General features: G+C 67.1%; 30 protein-coding genes. All 30 read left to right on the top strand.

Annotated elements, in window-relative coordinates; all coding sequences use genetic code 11:
• The first annotated feature begins 183 nt into the window (after positions 1-183).
• The gene (locus AMK13_RS23370; RefSeq protein ID WP_074003958.1) at positions 184-1,989 is read left to right on the top strand and encodes a hypothetical protein; all 1,806 of its coding nucleotides are present in this window, start codon (positions 184-186) and stop codon (positions 1,987-1,989) included.
• 393 nt (positions 1,990-2,382) lie between these two features.
• Positions 2,383-2,691: a 30S ribosomal protein S10 gene (gene rpsJ, locus AMK13_RS23365; protein ID WP_012785157.1), complete on the top strand. Its 309-nt coding sequence runs from the start codon at positions 2,383-2,385 to the stop codon at positions 2,689-2,691.
• A gap of 14 nt (positions 2,692-2,705) precedes the next feature.
• The gene (gene rplC, locus AMK13_RS23360; RefSeq protein ID WP_030055817.1) at positions 2,706-3,353 is read left to right on the top strand and encodes a 50S ribosomal protein L3; all 648 of its coding nucleotides are present in this window, start codon (positions 2,706-2,708) and stop codon (positions 3,351-3,353) included.
• A gap of 4 nt (positions 3,354-3,357) precedes the next feature.
• Positions 3,358-4,035 carry a 50S ribosomal protein L4 gene (gene rplD, locus AMK13_RS23355; RefSeq protein ID WP_049649040.1) on the top strand — a complete coding sequence of 226 codons (678 nt, stop codon included), beginning with the start codon at positions 3,358-3,360 and terminating at the stop codon, positions 4,033-4,035.
• On the top strand, positions 4,035-4,352 hold the full coding sequence (rplW, locus tag AMK13_RS23350; protein ID WP_030280768.1) for a 50S ribosomal protein L23: 318 nt from the start codon (positions 4,035-4,037) through the stop codon (positions 4,350-4,352). Before rplD ends, rplW begins: the two co-directional genes overlap by 1 nt.
• Positions 4,353-4,395: 43 nt before the next feature.
• Positions 4,396-5,232, top strand: a complete 837-nt coding sequence (gene rplB / locus AMK13_RS23345; RefSeq protein ID WP_030393297.1) for a 50S ribosomal protein L2 — start codon at positions 4,396-4,398, stop codon at positions 5,230-5,232.
• 11 nt (positions 5,233-5,243) lie between these two features.
• On the top strand, positions 5,244-5,525 hold the full coding sequence (gene rpsS / locus AMK13_RS23340; RefSeq protein ID WP_030055821.1) for a 30S ribosomal protein S19: 282 nt from the start codon (positions 5,244-5,246) through the stop codon (positions 5,523-5,525).
• A gap of 57 nt (positions 5,526-5,582) precedes the next feature.
• Positions 5,583-5,930: a 50S ribosomal protein L22 gene (gene rplV, locus AMK13_RS23335; protein WP_030055822.1), complete on the top strand. Its 348-nt coding sequence runs from the start codon at positions 5,583-5,585 to the stop codon at positions 5,928-5,930.
• Positions 5,930-6,754 (top strand): 30S ribosomal protein S3, encoded by an 825-nt coding sequence (rpsC, locus tag AMK13_RS23330; protein WP_049649041.1) that lies wholly within the window; start codon positions 5,930-5,932, stop codon positions 6,752-6,754. The genes rplV and rpsC overlap by 1 nt, the downstream gene beginning before the upstream one ends.
• Positions 6,755-6,759: 5 nt before the next feature.
• Entirely contained in the window at positions 6,760-7,179 is a 420-nt protein-coding gene (gene rplP, locus AMK13_RS23325; RefSeq protein ID WP_030055824.1) for a 50S ribosomal protein L16, read from the top strand.
• The gene (gene rpmC / locus AMK13_RS23320) at positions 7,179-7,403 is read left to right on the top strand and encodes a 50S ribosomal protein L29 (RefSeq protein ID WP_049649042.1); all 225 of its coding nucleotides are present in this window, start codon (positions 7,179-7,181) and stop codon (positions 7,401-7,403) included. The genes rplP and rpmC overlap by 1 nt, the downstream gene beginning before the upstream one ends.
• Positions 7,403-7,675, top strand: coding sequence for a 30S ribosomal protein S17 (rpsQ, locus tag AMK13_RS23315; RefSeq protein WP_030055826.1), 273 nt, complete (start codon positions 7,403-7,405; stop codon positions 7,673-7,675). Before rpmC ends, rpsQ begins: the two co-directional genes overlap by 1 nt.
• Positions 7,676-7,777: 102 nt before the next feature.
• Positions 7,778-8,149, top strand: a complete 372-nt coding sequence (gene rplN, locus AMK13_RS23310; protein WP_030393301.1) for a 50S ribosomal protein L14 — start codon at positions 7,778-7,780, stop codon at positions 8,147-8,149.
• A gap of 15 nt (positions 8,150-8,164) precedes the next feature.
• The gene (rplX, locus tag AMK13_RS23305; RefSeq protein WP_030055828.1) at positions 8,165-8,476 is read left to right on the top strand and encodes a 50S ribosomal protein L24; all 312 of its coding nucleotides are present in this window, start codon (positions 8,165-8,167) and stop codon (positions 8,474-8,476) included.
• Complete coding sequence (gene rplE, locus AMK13_RS23300; protein ID WP_030393302.1) at positions 8,476-9,045, top strand: 50S ribosomal protein L5; 570 nt, start codon at positions 8,476-8,478, stop codon at positions 9,043-9,045. Before rplX ends, rplE begins: the two co-directional genes overlap by 1 nt.
• Positions 9,046-9,048: 3 nt before the next feature.
• Positions 9,049-9,234, top strand: coding sequence for a type Z 30S ribosomal protein S14 (locus tag AMK13_RS23295; protein WP_030055830.1), 186 nt, complete (start codon positions 9,049-9,051; stop codon positions 9,232-9,234).
• Between the two features lie 283 nt (positions 9,235-9,517).
• On the top strand, positions 9,518-9,925 hold the full coding sequence (rpsH, locus tag AMK13_RS23290) for a 30S ribosomal protein S8 (protein ID WP_030055831.1): 408 nt from the start codon (positions 9,518-9,520) through the stop codon (positions 9,923-9,925).
• Between the two features lie 22 nt (positions 9,926-9,947).
• The gene (gene rplF, locus AMK13_RS23285; RefSeq protein ID WP_049649043.1) at positions 9,948-10,487 is read left to right on the top strand and encodes a 50S ribosomal protein L6; all 540 of its coding nucleotides are present in this window, start codon (positions 9,948-9,950) and stop codon (positions 10,485-10,487) included.
• Positions 10,488-10,490: 3 nt separating this feature from the next.
• Positions 10,491-10,874 (top strand): 50S ribosomal protein L18, encoded by a 384-nt coding sequence (gene rplR, locus AMK13_RS23280; RefSeq protein WP_030280785.1) that lies wholly within the window; start codon positions 10,491-10,493, stop codon positions 10,872-10,874.
• A gap of 48 nt (positions 10,875-10,922) precedes the next feature.
• Positions 10,923-11,546 (top strand): 30S ribosomal protein S5, encoded by a 624-nt coding sequence (gene rpsE / locus AMK13_RS23275; RefSeq protein WP_030055834.1) that lies wholly within the window; start codon positions 10,923-10,925, stop codon positions 11,544-11,546.
• Positions 11,546-11,728, top strand: coding sequence for a 50S ribosomal protein L30 (gene rpmD / locus AMK13_RS23270; RefSeq protein WP_049649044.1), 183 nt, complete (start codon positions 11,546-11,548; stop codon positions 11,726-11,728). The genes rpsE and rpmD overlap by 1 nt, the downstream gene beginning before the upstream one ends.
• 2 nt (positions 11,729-11,730) lie before the next feature.
• Positions 11,731-12,183 carry a 50S ribosomal protein L15 gene (rplO, locus tag AMK13_RS23265; RefSeq protein ID WP_030280790.1) on the top strand — a complete coding sequence of 151 codons (453 nt, stop codon included), beginning with the start codon at positions 11,731-11,733 and terminating at the stop codon, positions 12,181-12,183.
• A gap of 309 nt (positions 12,184-12,492) precedes the next feature.
• Positions 12,493-13,803: a preprotein translocase subunit SecY gene (gene secY / locus AMK13_RS23260; RefSeq protein ID WP_030055837.1), complete on the top strand. Its 1,311-nt coding sequence runs from the start codon at positions 12,493-12,495 to the stop codon at positions 13,801-13,803.
• Positions 13,803-14,456, top strand: coding sequence for an adenylate kinase (locus tag AMK13_RS23255; protein WP_049649045.1), 654 nt, complete (start codon positions 13,803-13,805; stop codon positions 14,454-14,456). The genes secY and AMK13_RS23255 overlap by 1 nt, the downstream gene beginning before the upstream one ends.
• Before the next feature lie 117 nt (positions 14,457-14,573).
• The gene (gene map / locus AMK13_RS23250) at positions 14,574-15,413 is read left to right on the top strand and encodes a type I methionyl aminopeptidase (RefSeq protein ID WP_049649046.1); all 840 of its coding nucleotides are present in this window, start codon (positions 14,574-14,576) and stop codon (positions 15,411-15,413) included.
• Between the two features lie 141 nt (positions 15,414-15,554).
• A complete protein-coding gene (gene mscL / locus AMK13_RS23245) occupies positions 15,555-15,980 on the top strand; it encodes a large conductance mechanosensitive channel protein MscL (RefSeq protein ID WP_049649047.1) in 426 nt (141 codons plus the stop codon).
• A 194-nt stretch (positions 15,981-16,174) separates the two neighbouring features.
• Positions 16,175-16,396, top strand: a complete 222-nt coding sequence (gene infA, locus AMK13_RS23240; RefSeq protein ID WP_003956442.1) for a translation initiation factor IF-1 — start codon at positions 16,175-16,177, stop codon at positions 16,394-16,396.
• Positions 16,397-16,429: 33 nt separating this feature from the next.
• Positions 16,430-16,543 (top strand): 50S ribosomal protein L36, encoded by a 114-nt coding sequence (gene rpmJ / locus AMK13_RS23235; protein ID WP_003956441.1) that lies wholly within the window; start codon positions 16,430-16,432, stop codon positions 16,541-16,543.
• A gap of 176 nt (positions 16,544-16,719) precedes the next feature.
• Positions 16,720-17,100, top strand: coding sequence for a 30S ribosomal protein S13 (gene rpsM / locus AMK13_RS23230; RefSeq protein ID WP_049649048.1), 381 nt, complete (start codon positions 16,720-16,722; stop codon positions 17,098-17,100).
• Positions 17,101-17,172: 72 nt separating this feature from the next.
• Complete coding sequence (rpsK, locus tag AMK13_RS23225) at positions 17,173-17,580, top strand: 30S ribosomal protein S11 (protein WP_030232513.1); 408 nt, start codon at positions 17,173-17,175, stop codon at positions 17,578-17,580.
• The last annotated feature ends 14 nt before the right edge of the window (positions 17,581-17,594 follow it).

The raw sequence follows: 17,594 nt of genomic DNA, 5'->3' as shown, positions 1-17,594 counted from the left end.
GCCGAACCACCCTGTCCTGGCGGGCCGTTGTCGTCCGTGGGGGGAGGAGTGTGTTGGCTCCGGCAGATCACCGCGTGGCACACTGCCGATGCGCTTCGACGAGTGGTGGCGGGAACCGTGGCGCGCCGCCCGGAGCCGGTCATGACGAGATCGCCAAACTCATACAAGTAGGGAAGTGTCCCGGTGCAGCCGCTGATCGACTCTGCCCACACGTCCGACGGCCCGGGCCGGGGTGAGGACGGCGGCACGAACGCGCCCGACACACCGGTCGTGCCGCCCCGGCTGCGGGCGCTCGCCGCCCACCGCTGGTTCTGGGCGGTGGTCCTGCTGCTCGGGTACGGCGGCCAGGTGGCGTTCCGCCTGGTGCTGTCGATCCACAACTACTTCCCGTCGGTGCACGCCGACGAGGACTCCTACCTGGTGATCGCGCGGGTGCTGGCCGGGCGGCCGACCACCGAGATGCCGGTCGGCGTGGTGATCCCCGGCGGGTACCCGCTGCTGATCTCGCCGGCGCTGCGGATCGCCGACACCCCGGCCGCCGCGTACCACCTGATCATGGGCATCAACGCGCTGCTCAACGCGCTGGTGTTCCCGCTCGCCGTGGCGGCGGCGCGCCGGGTGGGCCTGTCCCGGCCGCACGCGTACCTGGTGGGCGCCGCCGTGGCGCTGGTGCCGCCGGTGGTCTTCTACTCCCAGTTCGTGATGTCGGACACCGTGCTGCCGGTGGTCCTGCTGGCCTGGCTGCTCGCGATGCACGGCTGGCTCTCGCCCGGCACGACGCGCCGCCGCGCGCTGTACGCGGCCGGGACGGGCCTGGCGGCCGGCTTCTCGATGGCGACCCACGACCGCGGCGGCGTGGTCGTGGCGCTGACCGCGCTGGTCCTGGTGGTGGTGCTGGCCGTCGGCTGGGCGCCGCGGCTCGCCTCGCTGGCCGGCGTCGGCGGGCTCGGGCTGTCGTACCTGGGCGCGAAGCTGCTGGCGCGCTTCGTCGAGAACCAGTTCAAGGACGTGCCGCCGAGCACCGTCGGCAACAAGGTCTTCGAGAACCTCGGGGACAGCAAGTACATCGGCACGATCATCGCCCGCACCTTCGGGCAGCTCTGGTACTTCATGACCTCCACGTACGGCTTCGGGGCGGTCGCCCTGGTGCTGTGCGTGGTGGTCGTCTTCCGGCGCCGGTACACGGTGGCCGAGCGGGTGGTGGCCTTCACCATGGTGGCCCTGCTGTTCGGCACCGCGCTGGCCTCGGCGGCCGGGCTGGCGGACAACGACCGGACCGACAACTGGGTGTACGCCCGGTACTGCGCGGTGCTGGTGCCGATGTTCATGGTGGTCGGCCTGGCCGCGCTGTGGCGGGCCGGGGTCCGCGCGCTGTTGTGGACGGCGCTGGCCGGCGTGGCGGCGATCGGGATCATCCAGCTGTCGGTCGGCGCGTACGCGGGTGCCGCGCTCAAGCTCTGGGTCAGTCCGTGGACGGTGCCGGACGCGATGTTCCTGGCCTCGACCTGGGACGACCTGCACATGGTCCGGACGAGCTTCGGCGCGCTGGCGGTGCTGGGCGCCTGCCTGCTGCTGCGGGTGGCCGGCGGGCGCCGGGTGGTGGCCGCGGTGGTGGGGTGCGTGACGCTGTTCGCCGCCTACGCGACGGTCGCCGTCACCGACAACGTCTCCGAGCCGCACGCCAAGGCCCGCAAGTACCAGGCGGTGGGCGTGGCCAAGGAGGCGGGCCTGCGCAAGGGCGACAACGTCGTCCTGGACATGGACCTCGACTGGGACACCCGGATGTCGATGGCCTACGAGGTCTACTGGGGCCGGGTCTGGTCGGACGACCTGAAGGACGGCTCCGCCCCGCCGGAGGCGGCCACCGCGTACCTGGCCGGCTGGAGCAAGGGCGACCTGCCGCAGACCAGCTGGCCGGACGCGCGGCCCGGCTGGCACGTCGCGAAGTTCAACAAGGACCGGGGCTGGGTGCTCTGGCGCAAGGACTGAGCGGGGACGTCACCCCATCGGGGCCGGTGAGGAGCGCCCCACCGGCCCCGATTGGCATCCGGGCTGCTCCATGTGGCAGTATGTCCAAGTTGCTCGGTTGAGTGCCGATGCTGCGCGCCTCCCGCCGGGAGGACCGGAAGCGAGTCCCATGTACTCGTCGTTCCCGTGATGGCCGTCAAGCGTGAGTTCTACGCCACGGCAGCTGCGGGGCGAAAGTACGGGAATCTTCCGGGAAGCGTGTGCGGGGCCTCGACCCGGCACCCCTCACCCCGAAAGTTTTAAACCGACGAATTACTTCGCCGGTTTTTTGCAAGCGCGAGTGCGACACGCCCGAGCGCGGGGGTCGGAGGGGGAGTCGCGAAGTGACTAAGGACAAAGGACTACTGAGTAGCCATGGCGGGACAGAAGATCCGCATCCGGCTCAAGGCCTACGACCACGAGGTCATCGACTCCTCGGCGAAGAAGATCGTCGAGACGGTGATTCGTACTGGTGCGCAGGTCGCGGGCCCGGTGCCGCTGCCCACTGAGAAGAACGTGTACTGCGTCATCCGCTCGCCGCACAAGTACAAGGACTCGCGCGAGCACTTCGAGATGCGTACTCACAAGCGTCTGATCGACATCCTCGACCCCACGCCGAAGACGGTTGACTCGCTCATGCGTCTCGACCTGCCGGCTGGCGTCGACATCGAGATCAAGCTCTGAGAGGCGCACCGAAGATGGCTAAGCAGATTAAGGGCATCCTGGGCGAGAAGCTCGGCATGACCCAGGTCTGGGACGAGAACAACCGGGTCGTCCCGGTGACCGTCGTCAAGGCTGGGCCCAATGTCGTGACCCAGGTCCACACCGCCGACAGCCCGGCCGGCTACGACGCCGTCCAGATCGGCTTCGGCGAGATCGACCCCCGCAAGGTGAACAAGCCCCTCGCGGGCCACTTCGCCAAGGCCGGTGTCACCCCGCGCCGCCACCTGGTCGAGCTCCGTACCTCGGACGCCTCCGAGTACACCCTGGGCCAGGAGATCACCGCCGAGCTGTTCGAGGCGGGTGTCAAGGTCGACGTGACCGGCACCTCCAAGGGCAAGGGCTTCGCCGGTGTCATGAAGCGCCACAACTTCCGGGGCCTCGGCGCCGGTCACGGTGTGCAGCGCAAGCACCGCTCGCCCGGCTCGATCGGTGGCTGCGCCACCCCGGGTCGCGTGTTCAAGGGCGTACGGATGGCCGGCCGGATGGGCCACGAGCGTGTGACCACCCAGAACCTGACCATCCATGCCGTTGACGCGGAGAAGGGGCTGCTCCTGATCAAGGGCGCAATCCCGGGCCCGAACGGCGGCCTCGTCCTCGTCCGCACCGCGGCGAAGGGGCTGTGAGGATATGAGCACCATTGACATCCTGTCGCCCTCGGGCGACAAGACCGGCAGCCTCGAGCTTCCGGCCGAGATCTTCGACGCGAAGGTCAGCGTTCCGCTGATGCACCAGGTCGTCGTGGCGCAGCTCGCTGCGGCCCGTCAGGGCACCCACAAGACCAAGACTCGTGGCGAGGTCCGCGGTGGCGGCAAGAAGCCGTACCGCCAGAAGGGCACCGGCCGCGCCCGTCAGGGCTCGACCCGTGCGCCGCAGTTCGCCGGCGGTGGCGTCGTGCACGGTCCCGTGCCGCGCGACTACTCGCAGCGGACCCCGAAGAAGATGATCGCCGCCGCTCTGCGCGGTGCGCTCACCGACCGGGCCCGCCACAACCGCATCCACGTCGTCACCGACGTGGTCGCGGCCGAGGTGCCGTCGACCAAGGCCGCCAAGAGCCTGTTCGGCAAGATCACCGAGCGCAAGAACGTCCTCCTGGTCGTCGAGCGCGAGGACGAGCTGGGCCTGAAGTCCGCTCGCAACCTGCCGCACGTGCACATCCTGGACGCCGGTCAGCTGAACACCTACGACGTGCTCGTCTCCGACGATGTGGTCTTCACCCAGGCCGCCTTCGAGCGTTTCGTGGCCGGTCCGGCCGCGTCCGCCAAGGCCGTTGCCGCTGAGGGCGAGCTCGAAGGGAGCGCCGCCTGATGAGCGACGTTACGAGCAAGACGTTCACGGACCCCCGTGACGTCCTGGTGAAGCCGGTCATCTCCGAGAAGAGCTACAGCCTTCTCGACGAGAACAAGTACACGTTCATCGTGTCGCCGGGCGCCAACAAGACCCAGATCAAGCAGGCCGTCGAGGCGGTCTTCTCGGTCAAGGTCGAGGCTGTCAACACGATCAACCGTCAGGGCAAGCGCAAGCGCTCCAAGACGGGCTTTGGCAAGCGCAAGGACACCAAGCGCGCCATCGTGACGCTGGCCGAGGGCAACCGCATCGACATCTTCGGTGGTCCGGTCTCCTAACGGAGATCGTGATCGTCGATAAGGACGAGGACGAGAGAGCCAAATGGGCATCCGCAAGTACAAGCCGACTACGCCGGGCCGTCGTGGCTCCAGCGTGGCCGACTTCGTAGAGATCACGCGGTCCACCCCGGAGAAGTCGCTGGTTCGCCCCCTGCACAGCAAGGGCGGCCGTAACAACGCCGGTCGGATCACCGTTCGCCACCAGGGTGGCGGTCACAAGCGCGCCTACCGCGTGATCGACTTCCGTCGTCACGACAAGGACGGCGTGCCGGCGAAGGTCGCGCACATCGAGTACGACCCGAACCGCACCGCGCGCATCGCGCTGCTGCACTACGCGGACGGCGAGAAGCGCTACATCATCGCGCCGCGCGGCATCACGCAGGGCGACCGGATCGAGAACGGCGCTGGCGCCGACATCAAGCCGGGCAACAACCTGCCGCTGCGCAACATCCCGGTCGGTACCACCATCCACGCGGTGGAGCTGCGTCCCGGCGGCGGTGCCAAGCTGGCCCGCTCGGCCGGCTCCGGCATCCAGCTGCTGGCGCGTGAGGGCAAGATGGCGCACCTGCGCATGCCCTCCGGCGAGATCCGCCTGGTCGACGCGCGCTGCCGCGCCACCGTCGGCGAGGTCGGCAACGCCGAGCAGTCGAACATCAACTGGGGCAAGGCCGGCCGCATGCGCTGGAAGGGCGTTCGCCCGACCGTGCGTGGTGTCGCCATGAACCCGATCGACCACCCGCACGGTGGTGGTGAGGGTAAGACCTCTGGTGGTCGCCACCCGGTCTCGCCGTGGGGCCAGAAGGAGGGTCGTACCCGTCGCCCGAAGAAGGCGTCGGACGCTCTCATCGTGCGCCGCCGCAAGACCAACAAGAAGCGCTAGGAGCAGGTCAGATGCCGCGCAGTCTCAAGAAGGGCCCCTTCATCGACGGCCACCTTCTCAAGAAGGTGGACGCGCAGAACGAGGCGGGTACCCAGAACGTCATCAAGACCTGGTCCCGCCGCTCCGTGATCTTCCCGGCCATGCTCGGCCACACGATCGCGGTTCACGATGGTCGCAAGCACGTCCCGGTGTTCGTCACCGAGTCGATGGTCGGCCACAAGCTGGGCGAGTTCGCTCCGACCCGCACCTTCCGCGGCCACGTCAAGGACGACCGCAAGTCGAAGCGTCGCTAGTCGCCTGAGCTTCACCGCCAGAACGACTCAATGACTTACTCCATTAAGGGGACAACCATGGAAGCCAGGGCCCAGGCGCGGTACATCCGCGTCACGCCCATGAAGGCCCGCCGCGTGGTGGACCTCATCCGTGGCCTGCCGGCCACGGAGGCCCAGGCCGTCCTGCGTTTCGCTCCGCAGGCCGCCACCGTGCCGGTCGGCAAGGTGCTCGACAGCGCCATTGCCAACGCCGCGCACAACTACAACCACTCCAACGTGGACGACCTCGTCATCAGCGAGGCGTACGTTGACGAGGGTCCGACCCTGAAGCGGTTCCGCCCGCGTGCCCAGGGCCGCGCCTACCGGATCCGCAAGCGGACCAGCCACATCACCGTGGTCGTCAGCAGCAAGGAAGGGACCCGGTAATGGGCCAGAAGGTTAACCCGCACGGGTTCCGCCTCGGCATCAGCACGGACTTCAAGTCCCGCTGGTACGCCGACAAGCTGTACAAGGACTACGTCAAGGAAGACGTTGCCATTCGTCGCATGATGACGAAGGGCATGGAGCGCGCCGGCATCTCGAAGGTTGAGATCGAGCGCACCCGCGACCGCGTCCGCGTCGACATCCACACCGCCCGCCCCGGCATCGTCATCGGTCGCCGTGGCACCGAGGCCGACCGCATCCGCGGCGACCTCGAGAAGCTGACCGGCAAGCAGGTCCAGCTGAACATCCTCGAGGTCAAGAACCCCGAGCTGGACGCCCAGCTCGTGGCTCAGGGCGTCGCGGAGCAGCTGTCCTCCCGCGTCTCCTTCCGCCGTGCCATGCGCAAGTCGATGCAGGGCACCATGAAGTCCGGCGCCAAGGGCATCAAGGTCCAGTGCTCCGGTCGTCTCGGCGGCGCCGAGATGAGCCGGTCGGAGTTCTACCGCGAGGGTCGTGTGCCGCTGCACACCCTGCGTGCGAACGTCGACTACGGCTTCTTCGAGGCCAAGACCACCTTCGGCCGCATCGGCGTGAAGGTCTGGATCTACAAGGGCGACGTCAAGAACATCGCCGAGGTCCGCGCTGAGAACGCCGCTGCCCGCTCGGGCAACCGCCCGGCCCGTCCCGAGGGTGGTCGTCCCGCCCGCGGTGGCGACCGCCGTGGTGGCGAGCGCGGTGGCCGTGGCCGTCGTCCCGCCGCTGCCGAGGCCCCCGCGGCCCCGGCCGCTGAGGCGCCGGCTGCCGAGAACACCGGAACGGAGGCCTGACTCCCATGCTGATCCCCCGTCGGGTCAAGCACCGCAAGCAGCACCACCCGAAGCGTCGTGGCGCTGCCAAGGGTGGCACCGAGCTCGCCTTCGGCGAGTACGGCATCCAGGCCGTCACCCCGGCCTACGTGACGAACCGGCAGATCGAGTCCGCTCGTATCGCCGTCACCCGTCACATCAAGCGTGGCGGCAAGGTCTGGATCAACATCTACCCGGACCGTCCGCTCACCAAGAAGCCGGCCGAGACCCGCATGGGTTCCGGTAAGGGTTCGCCCGAGTGGTGGATCGCGAACGTGCACCCGGGTCGGGTCATGTTCGAGCTGTCGTACCCCAACGAGAAGGTGGCTCGTGAGGCGCTGACCCGCGCAGCTCACAAGCTCCCGATGAAGTGCCGGATCATCCGGCGCGAGGCAGGTGAGAGCTGATGTCGGCCGGCACCAAGGCTGCTGACCTCCGCGAGCTGGACAACGAGGGTCTCGTTGCCAAGCTCCGTGAGGCCAAGGAGGAGCTGTTCAACCTCCGCTTCCAGGCGGCGACCGGGCAGCTCGACAACCACGGACGGCTCAAGCTCGTCCGTAAGGACATCGCGCGGATCTACACCCTGATGCGCGAGCGCGAGCTGGGCATCGAGACGGTGGAGAGCGCCTGATGACTGAGAACACCAACGAGACGCGCGGTTTCCGCAAGACCCGTGAGGGTCTCGTCGTCAGCGACAAGATGGACAAGACCGTCGTCGTCGCCGTCGAGGACCGCGTCAAGCACGCTCTGTACGGCAAGGTCATCCGCCGTACGAACAAGCTGAAGGCGCACGACGAGGCGAACGCCTGCGGCATCGGCGACCGGGTCCTCCTCGCGGAGACCCGCCCGCTGTCCGCGACGAAGCGCTGGCGCGTCGTCGAGATCCTCGAGAAGGCCAAGTAACGAAGTTGATGCGGTACGGCCGTATGTGCACCAGGTCCCTCGCGGGCGCTGGTGTGAGCAGCGGCCGGCCCGTCAGCTCTCGTTGACGATCAGGAGAAAGCTGTGATCCAGCAGGAGTCGCGACTGCGTGTCGCCGACAACACGGGCGCGAAGGAAATCCTTTGCATCCGCGTTCTCGGTGGTTCCGGTCGCCGCTACGCCGGTATCGGGGACGTCATCGTCGCGACCGTCAAGGACGCGATCCCCGGCGGTTCGGTGAAGAAGGGTGACGTCGTCAAGTGCGTCGTCGTCCGTACCGTGAAGTCGCGCCGTCGTCCGGATGGCTCGTACATCCGCTTCGACGAGAACGCCGCGGTCGTTCTGAAGAACACCGATGGTGACCCCCGTGGTACCCGCATCTTCGGCCCGGTGGGCCGCGAGCTGCGTGACAAGAAGTTCATGAAGATCATCTCGCTTGCGCCGGAGGTGCTCTAACTCATGGCGAACAGCATGAAGATCAAGAAGGGTGACCTGGTTCAGGTCATCACCGGCAAGGACCGCGGCAAGCAGGGCAAGGTCATCCAGGCCATGCCCGCCGAGAACAAGGTCCTGGTCGAGGGTGTGAACCGGGTCAAGAAGCACACCAAGCCGGGCCCGGGCACTCAGGGTGGCATCGTCACCGTCGAGGCGCCGGTGCACGTCTCCAACGTCCAGCTGGTCGTGGAGAAGGACGGCAAGAAGGTCGTCACCCGCGTTGGCTACCGCTTCGATGACGAGGGCAACAAGATCCGCGTTGCCAAGCGAACCGGTGAGGACATCTGATGTCTGAGACGACTGTTGAGAAGGTGACCCCCCGTCTCAAGGAGCGTTACAACTCCGAGATCAAGGGTCAGCTGCAGGAGCAGTTCTCGTACGAGAACGTCATGCTGACGCCCGGCCTGGTCAAGGTCGTCGTCAACATGGGTGTCGGCGAGGCCGCCCGTGACAGCAAGCTGATCGAGGGCGCGATCCGCGACCTGACCGCGATCACCGGTCAGAAGCCGGCCGTGACCAAGGCTCGCAAGTCCATCGCGCAGTTCAAGCTGCGCGAGGGCCAGCCGATCGGCACCCACGTCACCCTCCGTGGTGACCGCATGTGGGAGTTCCTGGACCGTCTGGTGTCGCTGGCCCTGCCGCGTATCCGTGACTTCCGTGGCCTCTCCCCGAAGCAGTTCGACGGCCGTGGCAACTACACCTTCGGTCTGACCGAGCAGGTCATGTTCCACGAGATCGACCAGGACAAGGTCGACCGTCAGCGCGGTATGGACATCACCGTCGTGACCACCGCCCAGACCGACGACGAGGGCCGGGCGCTCCTGCGCGCTCTGGGCTTCCCGTTCAAGGAGGCGTAACACATGGCGAAGAAGTCCCTCATCGCGAAGTCCGAGCGCAAGCCGAAGTTCGGCGTCCGGGCCTACACCCGGTGCCAGCGCTGCGGCCGTCCGCACTCGGTGTACCGCAAGTTCGGCCTGTGCCGTGTCTGCCTTCGTGAGATGGCGCACCGCGGCGAGCTGCCGGGCGTGACCAAGAGCTCCTGGTAGTCCTCTCCCAACAGAGGGACCAGGCACTTTAGGCACACAGCGAAGCAGAGGTGCCCGATCCCACACCGGCCCGTTTTGGGCCTACCGTACGGATTCCCGTAAGGTAGTGGGGTCGGGCCCCCTGCCACGGCTTCCCCATGGACGCCCGTGGCCCTTCTGGAGGGCTCGCACCCAGTCTTACGACGTCGCAGGTCCCCTGCGCTTGTGCCCCTGACGAACTCGCAAGAGTGCGGCAGGGGGACCTGGCGCGGAGAAACCGCGGCGAGAGAGGCCTGAGGCCATCATGACCATGACCGACCCCATCGCAGACATGCTCACGCGTCTGCGTAACGCGAACTCGGCGTACCACGACTCCGTGGCGATGCCGGCCAGCAAGATCAAGGCGCACGTCGCCGAGATCCTGCAGCAGGAGGGGTACATCTCCTCCTACAAGGTTGAGGAGCCCGTCGAGGGCGAGGTCGGCAAGAAGCTGACCATCGAGCTCAAGTTCGGCCCCAACCGTGAGCGCTCCATCGCCGGCATCAAGCGCATCAGCAAGCCGGGTCTGCGCGTTTACGCAAAGTCCACCAACCTGCCGAAGGTGCTCGGCGGCCTGGGCGTGGCGATCATCTCCACGTCTTCGGGTCTCCTCACCGACAAGCAGGCCGCCAAGAAGGGCGTAGGCGGAGAAGTTCTCGCCTACGTCTGGTAATTCGGGAAACGGAGGTACAGCAATGTCGCGCATTGGACGGCTGCCCATCCAGGTCCCCGCTGGCGTGGACGTCACCATCGATGGCCAGGCGGTCTCGGTGAAGGGCCCGAAGGGCACCCTCACCCACGTTGTCGCCGCGCCGATCGAGATCGGTAAGGGCGAGGACGGCACGCTGCTCGTCACCCGCCCCAACGACGAGCGTCTGTCGAAGGCCCTGCACGGCCTTTCCCGCACGCTGGTGGCGAACATGATCACCGGCGTGACCGCGGGCTACCGCAAGTCGCTGGAGATCAGCGGTGTCGGCTACCGAGTTCTGGCGAAGGGCTCCAACATGGAGTTCCAGCTGGGCTACAGCCACCCGATCCTCGTCGAGGCCCCCGAGGGCATCTCCTTCGTCGTCGAGTCGGCCACCAAGTTCCACGTGGACGGCATCGACAAGCAGAAGGTCGGCGAGGTCGCCGCGAAGATCCGCAAGCTGCGCAAGCCGGACCCGTACAAGGCCAAGGGTGTCAAGTACGCGGGCGAGGTCATCCGCCGCAAGGTCGGAAAGAGTGGTAAGTAAGCGATGAGTGTCTCTGTCAAGATCGGCAAGGGCAACGCCTACAAGAGCGCCGCTCGCAAGCGCCGCGCGATCCGCGTTCGCAAGCGCGTCGTCGGCACCGAGGTGCGTCCGCGCCTCGTCGTGACGCGTTCGAACCGTCACATGGTCGCCCAGGTCATCGACGACGCCAAGGGTCACACCCTGGCGTCGGCGTCCACCCTCGACGTGTCCATCAAGGGCGCCGAGGGCGACAAGACCGAGCTGGCCAAGAAGGTCGGGAGCCTGGTCGCCGAGCGCGCCAAGGCCGCCGGCATCGAGTCGGTCGTCTTCGACCGCGCGGGCAACCGGTACGCCGGCCGCATCGCCGCCCTGGCGGACGCGGCTCGTGAGGCCGGGCTCGACTTCTAAGCCGCTCGTCGGCTCAGTCGACGGACGTAATCGAGAGAGGTAATTCCAATGGCTGGACCCCAGCGCCGCGGTAGCGGCGCCGGCGGCGGCACCGGCGGTGGCGAGCGGCGCGACCGTAAGCGTGACGACCGGGGCAACGCCCCCGCCGTCGAGAAGACCGCTTACGTCGAGCGCGTTGTCGCGATCAACCGTGTCGCCAAGGTTGTCAAGGGTGGTCGTCGTTTCAGCTTCACCGCGCTGGTCGTGGTGGGCGACGGTGACGGCACCGTGGGTGTCGGTTACGGGAAGGCGAAGGAGGTTCCGGCCGCCATCGCCAAGGGTGTTGAGGAGGCCAAGAAGAACTTCTTCAAGGTCCCCCGTATCCAGGGCACCATCCCGCACCCGATCCAGGGTGAGAAGGCCGCCGGCGTCGTGCTCCTGAAGCCCGCCGCCCCCGGTACCGGTGTTATCGCCGGTGGTCCGGTGCGCGCCGTCCTGGAGTGCGCCGGCATTCACGACATCCTGTCGAAGTCGCTCGGCTCGGACAACGCGATCAACATCGTGCACGCCACCGTGGCTGCTCTGAAGGGCCTCGTGCGCCCCGAGGAGATCGCCGCTCGTCGTGGCCTGCCGCTGGAGGACGTGGCCCCCGCCGCTCTGCTGCGGGCGCGTGCTGCTGGGGTGAGCGCCTGATGGCTCGCCTGAAGATCACGCAGACCAAGTCGTACATCGGCAGCAAGCAGAACCACCGTGACACCCTGCGTACGCTTGGTCTCAAGCGCATGCACGACGTCGTGGTGAAGGAGGACCGTCCCGAGATCCGCGGGATGGCCCACACGGTCCGTCACCTGGTGACGGTTGAGGAGGTGGACTGATCATGGGCGACAACCCGATCAAGATCCACAACCTGCGTCCCGCCCCGGGTGCCAAGACCGACAAGATCCGCGTGGGTCGTGGTGAGGGCTCCAAGGGTAAGACTGCCGGTCGTGGTACCAAGGGCACGAAGGCCCGCTACCAGGTTCCGCAGCGCTTCGAGGGTGGCCAGATGCCGCTCCACATGCGCCTGCCGAAGCTGAAGGGCTTCAAGAACCCGTTCAAGATCACGTTCCAGGTTGTCAACCTCGACAAGCTGGCCGAGCTCTACCCGCAGGGTGGCGAGGTCACTGTCGAGGACCTGGTCGCCAAGGGCGCGGTTCGCAAGAACTCCCTCGTCAAGGTGCTCGGCACCGGCGAGGTCTCGGTTGCGCTGCAGGTGACGGTCGACGCCGTCTCCGGCTCCGCCGCCGAGAAGATCAAGGCCGCCGGCGGTACGGTCACCGAGCTCGTCTGAGCCCGCTGAGATCCGCCTTCGAGCCCCGCACCTCCTCCGGGAGGTGCGGGGCTCGTGCCGTTCCCGGGGACATCGGGCCGGAAGGCGCTCGTTCTTTTGTGTGGCAAACCCGGGCATCCCGTACCCCGTGAGTGGGGGAGGGGCGGTACGCGCTTCTTCCGAGTGGCTGCGCACTGTTAGAGTCCGTGGAGTTCCCTTGTAGGCTGCGCGTAGGCTCGCCTGTGCCGTCTGTACGGGGGCCCGAACCGCAAACTCCCCATTCAGGACCGACCCTCCCGCCGACGACGCGCGGGAGGCGCAGGAGGCACCGTGCTCAGTGCGTTCGCGCGGGCGTTCCAGACGCCCGACCTGCGCAAGAAGCTGCTGTTCACGCTGGGCATCATGGTGCTGTTCCGCCTGGGCTCGCACATTCCGATGCCGGGCGTGAGCTTCACGGCCGTGAACGAGTGCGTGAAGGAGACCAAGAACAGCGGTCTCTTCGGGCTCGTCAACCTGTTCAGCGGCGGCGCGCTCCTCCAGCTGACGATCTTCGCCCTCGGCATCATGCCGTACATCACGGCGAGCATCATCCTCCAGCTCCTCACCGTCGTGATCCCGCGACTGGAGATGCTGAAGAAGGAGGGCCAGGCCGGCCAGGCCAAGATCACCCAGTACACCCGTTACCTGACCATCGCGCTCGCCGTGCTCCAGGGCACCGGCATCGTGGCGACGGCCTCCAGCGGCGCGCTGTTCTCCGGCTGCCCGCTGGCCAACCAGATCGTCCCGGACACCAGCGTGTTCCGGATCGCCGTCATGGTGCTCACGATGACGGCCGGCACCACGGTCATCATGTGGCTCGGTGAGCTGATCACCGACCGCGGCATCGGCAACGGCATGTCGCTGCTGATCTTCACCTCGATCGCGGCGCAGTTCCCGTCCTCGATGTGGGCGATCAAGACCTCCGGCACCATCGGCGGCGGCTGGGTCGAGTTCCTCTCCGTGGTCGCGGTCGGCGTCATCGTCGTGATGCTGGTCATCTTCGTCGAGCAGGCCCAGCGCCGGATCCCGGTCCAGTACGCGAAGCGGATGATCGGCCGCCGCGCGTTCGGCGGGACCTCGACCTACATCCCGCTCAAGGTGAACCAGGCCGGTGTCATCCCGGTCATCTTCGCCTCGTCGCTGCTGTACATCCCCGCCCTGGTGGTCCAGCTGACCAACAGCCAGGCCGGCTGGGCCACGTGGATCCGGACGAACTTCGTCAAGGGTGACCACCCGATCTACATGGCCACGTACTTCCTGCTGATCGTCTTCTTCGCCTTCTTCTACGTCGCCATCTCCTTCAACCCCGAAGAAGTTGCCGACAACATGAAGAAGTATGGTGGGTTCATCCCGGGCATCCGGGCCGGCCGACCGACGGCCGAGTACCTGAACTACGTGCTGACCCGAATCACGTGGCCGGGTTCGCTCTACCTGGGCCTGATCGCGTTGATCCCGATGATCGCCCTGGTCGCCTTCGGACAGCAGACCAACTTCCCGTTCGGCGGCACCAGCGTGCTCATCGTCGTCGGCGTCGGACTCGAAACTGTGAAGCAGATCGAGAGCCAGCTCCAGCAGCGCAATTACGAAGGGTTCCTCCGCTGATGCGTATCGTCCTCGTTGGTCCTCCCGGGGCCGGGAAGGGTACTCAGGCGCACCTGCTCGCCAAGACCCTGTCCATCCCCCACATCTCCACCGGCGACCTGTTCCGTGCGAACATCAGCCAGGGCACCCCGCTGGGCCTCGAGGCCAAGTCCTACATGGACGCGGGGCGCCTGGTGCCGGACGAGGTCACCATCGGGATGGCCAAGGACCGCATGCTCCAGGCGGACGCCGTCAACGGCTTCCTGCTCGACGGCTTCCCCCGCAACCTGGGGCAGGCCAAGGCGCTGGACGAGTTCCTCGCCGAGCAGGGCATCAAGCTGGACGGCGTGCTGGACCTGGAGGTCCCCGAGGACGAGGTCGTCCGCCGGATCGCCGGCCGCCGCCTGTGCCGCAACGACGGTGGCCACGTCTTCCACGTGGACTACAACCCGCCGAAGGTCGACGGCGTCTGCGACGAGTGCGGCGGCGAGCTGTACCAGCGCTCGGACGACACCGAGGACAAGGTGCGCACGCGCCTGGAGGTCTACCACACGGAGACCGAGCCGATCATCGACTACTACGTCCAGCAGGGCCTGGTGGCGACCATCTCGGCCCTCGGCAAGGTGGACGAGGTCACCGCCCGCTCGATCGAGGCGCTGAAGCAGGACAGCTGAGTCTCTCGGCGAACGTACGACGGTACGGCCGGGTCGCCCGCCCCACGCGGGTGGCCCGGCCGTTTCGGCGTCGTACGGTGGTAGCAGTGGTAATCCGGACTTGGAAGGCGTGACCAGATGGTGGAGATCAAGACCCCCGAGCAGATCGCGAAGATGCGAGCGGCCGGGCTGGTCGTCGCCGAGGCCCTGAAGGCCTGCCGCGAGGCGGTCGCCCCCGGGGTGACCACCCAGGAGCTCAACGACGTCGCGGACAAGGTCATCACCGACCACGGCGCCACCTCGAACTTCCGGGCCAACCACGGCGGGCTCTGGTTCCCGGGCGTGATCTGCGCCTCGGTGAACAACGAGGTCGTGCACGGCATCCCCGGCGACCGGGCCCTCCAGGAGGGCGACATCATCTCGATCGACTGCGGCGCCATCCTGGACGGCTGGCACGGCGACTCGGCCATCACCGTGGCGGTCGGCGAGGTCCGCCCGGAGGTCGAGATGCTGAGCCGGGTGACCGAGGGCTCGATGTGGGCCGGCATCGCCCAGATGAAGAAGAACAACCGCCTGGTGGACGTCTCCAAGGCGATCGAGGGCTTCATCCGCCGCCAGCCGCTCCCGCCGAAGGGCAAGTGGGGCATCACCGAGGGCTACGGCGGCCACGGCATCGGCACCGCGATGCACATGGAGCCGCACGTGCTGAACTACGTCGAGCGCGGCCGCGGCAAGGGCCCGAAGCTCGTCCCCGGCACCGTGCTGGCGATCGAGCCGATGGTCTCGCTCGGCACCCCGCACACCACCGTGCTGGAGGACGACTGGACGGTCGTCACCAACGACGGCACTTGGGCCTCGCACTGGGAGCACTCGGTGGCCGTCACCGAGCAGGGCCCGCTGGTGCTGACCGCCTTCGACGGCGGCAGGGCGGAGCTGGCCAAGCTGGGCATCACCGCAGCTCCGGACCCCCTCGCGTAGTCCTGACGGCGCTCAACTGCCGCTGCTGACAAGGGATCAGGGCCCTGGAGGTTTGGACCTCCAGGGCTTTTGTCCTATTTTTATGCGCTGGCAGTGGTCGGCTCCGGCCGGTCCGGTTACGAGCGATGCAGGAGAGAGCACGTGCTCAAGGGATTCCGCGACTTCATGATGCGCGGCAACGTCGTCGACATGGCGGTCGGTGTGGTCATCGGTGCCGCGTTCACCGCGGTGGTGACCGGCTTCGTGTCCGCCTTCCTCACCCCGCTGGTGGGTGTGGTGGTCGGCGCCGCCGGCGACTTCAGCTCGTACAAGGCGCACATCGCGGGGGTGACCTTCCCGTACGGGCAGTTCCTCAACGTGCTGATCGCGTTCTTCATGACCGCCGCGGTGCTGTACTTCTGCGTGGTGCTGCCGATCACCAAGGCGACCGCGCGCTACATGCCGAAGAAGCCGAAGACGCCGAAGCGCCCGTGCCCCGAGTGCCTGACCGACATCCCCGAGGCCGCCCGCCGCTGCTCGGCCTGCACCGCCCACGTCGAGCCGCTGACGGTCCTCAGCAAGGCCTGACGTAGCAGATGTGACGGCGACCGCTTTCCGGGACCCCCGTTTTGGTGCACCGGACGCGCTGGCGTAGGATGGACCGTCGGCTCACTCGTAGCGTGCTTCAGCGCGCCCTCTTCCCCCCGGGGAAGGGGTGAACCCAGGTTCGCACGAGCGTTCCGCATACGGTAGCCGGTCCCGGAAGGTGGATCTCGCAGTTCATGGCTAAGAAGCAAGGCGCCATTGAGATCGAGGGCACCGTGATCGAGTCTCTGCCGAACGCGATGTTCAAGGTCGAGCTGCAGAACGGTCACAAGGTCCTCGCGCACATCAGTGGCAAGATGCGCATGCACTACATCCGCATCCTGCCGGACGACCGGGTCGTCGTGGAGCTCAGCCCCTACGACCTCACGCGCGGGCGGATCGTCTACCGCTACAAGTAAGAACGTCAGATCTAGACCCGGAGAACCTGAAACATGAAGGTCAAGCCGAGCGTCAAGAAGATCTGCGACAAGTGCAAGGTGATCCGCCGCCACGGCCGGGTCATGGTGATCTGCGACAACCTGCGCCACAAGCAGCGCCAGGGCTGATCACTCTTCAGCATTTCTCGTAGTACTTCGCGCGACGCGAAAACGTCATAAGCGGGCTACCCGATCCGTCCGTTCCCGGACGGACTGCCACCCCCGGTCAGAGGCCGGGGCTCCCTCACCGTGAGGTGTCGGAGTAGGTAGCACGCAAGACCTCTGAAGAACCACAGGAGCCTTGAATGGCACGCCTCGCCGGCGTTGATCTCCCCCGTGAGAAGCGGATCGAGATCGCCCTTACGTACGTGTACGGCATCGGCCGTACCCGCGCCCAGCAGACCCTGGCCGAGACCGGTGTCAACCCGGATGTCCGCGTTCGCGACATCTCCGAGGACGACCTCGTCAAGCTGGGCCAGTACATCGACGCCAACTACACGGTCGAGGGTGACCTCCGCCGTGAGGTGGCCGCCGACATCCGCCGCAAGGTCGAGATCGGCTGCTACGAGGGTCTGCGTCACCGCCGCGGCCTGCCGGTCCGCGGCCAGCGCACCCACACCAACGCGCGTACCCGCAAGGGCCCGCGTCGCGCGATCGCCGGTAAGAAGAAGCCGGGCAAGAAGTAGTCCGTCCCGTAACCGGACATCCCTCCGGCCCGCGGGTCAGCGGACCGACCACCTCAGTAGGAGAACAGACTTATGCCCCCCAAGGGTCGTCAGGCTGCCGGCGCGAAGAAGATCCGCCGCAAGGAAAAGAAGAACGTCGCTCACGGCCACGCGCACATCAAGAGCACGTTCAACAACACCATCGTTTCGATCACCGACCCCGCGGGCAACGTGATCTCCTGGGCCTCCGCCGGTCACGTCGGCTTCAAGGGCTCGCGCAAGTCGACCCCGTTCGCCGCGCAGATGGCCGCCGAGGCCGCTGCCCGTCGCGCGCAGGAGCACGGCATGCGCAAGGTCGACGTCTTCGTGAAGGGTCCGGGCTCCGGCCGCGAGACCGCGATCCGTTCGCTCCAGGCCACCGGCCTGGAGGTCGGCTCGATCCAGGACGTCACCCCCACCCCGCACAACGGCTGCCGTCCGCCGAAGCGCCGCCGCGTCTGACGCAGCGCCTTCGG

The organism is Streptomyces sp. CB02056 (assembly GCF_001905545.1).
GTDB lineage: Bacteria > Actinomycetota > Actinomycetes > Streptomycetales > Streptomycetaceae > Kitasatospora.
The sequence above is the reverse complement of the archived record's forward strand: the minus strand, read 5'-3'. Positions and strand labels throughout refer to the sequence as shown.

Excerpts from the sequence above, each read along its gene's own strand:
- rpsK (WP_030232513.1), top strand. The coding sequence starts at position 17,173 with ATGCCCCCCAAGGGTCGTCAGGCTGCCGGCGCGAAGAAGATCCGCCGC.
- rplR (WP_030280785.1), top strand. The coding sequence starts at position 10,491 with ATGAGTGTCTCTGTCAAGATCGGCAAGGGCAACGCCTACAAGAGCGCC.
- rpsH (WP_030055831.1), top strand. The coding sequence starts at position 9,518 with ATGACCATGACCGACCCCATCGCAGACATGCTCACGCGTCTGCGTAAC.
- rpmJ (WP_003956441.1), top strand. The coding sequence starts at position 16,430 with ATGAAGGTCAAGCCGAGCGTCAAGAAGATCTGCGACAAGTGCAAGGTG.
- rplX (WP_030055828.1), top strand. The coding sequence starts at position 8,165 with ATGAAGATCAAGAAGGGTGACCTGGTTCAGGTCATCACCGGCAAGGAC.
- rplO (WP_030280790.1), top strand. The coding sequence starts at position 11,731 with ATGGGCGACAACCCGATCAAGATCCACAACCTGCGTCCCGCCCCGGGT.
- rpmC (WP_049649042.1), top strand. The coding sequence starts at position 7,179 with ATGTCGGCCGGCACCAAGGCTGCTGACCTCCGCGAGCTGGACAACGAG.
- infA (WP_003956442.1), top strand. The coding sequence starts at position 16,175 with ATGGCTAAGAAGCAAGGCGCCATTGAGATCGAGGGCACCGTGATCGAG.
- rpsJ (WP_012785157.1), top strand. The coding sequence starts at position 2,383 with ATGGCGGGACAGAAGATCCGCATCCGGCTCAAGGCCTACGACCACGAG.
- rplP (WP_030055824.1), top strand. The coding sequence starts at position 6,760 with ATGCTGATCCCCCGTCGGGTCAAGCACCGCAAGCAGCACCACCCGAAG.
- rpsM (WP_049649048.1), top strand. The coding sequence starts at position 16,720 with ATGGCACGCCTCGCCGGCGTTGATCTCCCCCGTGAGAAGCGGATCGAG.
- rpsS (WP_030055821.1), top strand. The coding sequence starts at position 5,244 with ATGCCGCGCAGTCTCAAGAAGGGCCCCTTCATCGACGGCCACCTTCTC.
- AMK13_RS23255 (WP_049649045.1), top strand. The coding sequence starts at position 13,803 with ATGCGTATCGTCCTCGTTGGTCCTCCCGGGGCCGGGAAGGGTACTCAG.
- rpsQ (WP_030055826.1), top strand. The coding sequence starts at position 7,403 with ATGACTGAGAACACCAACGAGACGCGCGGTTTCCGCAAGACCCGTGAG.
- rplB (WP_030393297.1), top strand. The coding sequence starts at position 4,396 with ATGGGCATCCGCAAGTACAAGCCGACTACGCCGGGCCGTCGTGGCTCC.
- rplV (WP_030055822.1), top strand. The coding sequence starts at position 5,583 with ATGGAAGCCAGGGCCCAGGCGCGGTACATCCGCGTCACGCCCATGAAG.
- AMK13_RS23295 (WP_030055830.1), top strand. The coding sequence starts at position 9,049 with ATGGCGAAGAAGTCCCTCATCGCGAAGTCCGAGCGCAAGCCGAAGTTC.
- rpsC (WP_049649041.1), top strand. The coding sequence starts at position 5,930 with ATGGGCCAGAAGGTTAACCCGCACGGGTTCCGCCTCGGCATCAGCACG.
- rplC (WP_030055817.1), top strand. The coding sequence starts at position 2,706 with ATGGCTAAGCAGATTAAGGGCATCCTGGGCGAGAAGCTCGGCATGACC.
- map (WP_049649046.1), top strand. The coding sequence starts at position 14,574 with ATGGTGGAGATCAAGACCCCCGAGCAGATCGCGAAGATGCGAGCGGCC.
- rplD (WP_049649040.1), top strand. The coding sequence starts at position 3,358 with ATGAGCACCATTGACATCCTGTCGCCCTCGGGCGACAAGACCGGCAGC.
- rplE (WP_030393302.1), top strand. The coding sequence starts at position 8,476 with ATGTCTGAGACGACTGTTGAGAAGGTGACCCCCCGTCTCAAGGAGCGT.
- rplW (WP_030280768.1), top strand. The coding sequence starts at position 4,035 with ATGAGCGACGTTACGAGCAAGACGTTCACGGACCCCCGTGACGTCCTG.
- rplF (WP_049649043.1), top strand. The coding sequence starts at position 9,948 with ATGTCGCGCATTGGACGGCTGCCCATCCAGGTCCCCGCTGGCGTGGAC.
- rpmD (WP_049649044.1), top strand. The coding sequence starts at position 11,546 with ATGGCTCGCCTGAAGATCACGCAGACCAAGTCGTACATCGGCAGCAAG.
- rpsE (WP_030055834.1), top strand. The coding sequence starts at position 10,923 with ATGGCTGGACCCCAGCGCCGCGGTAGCGGCGCCGGCGGCGGCACCGGC.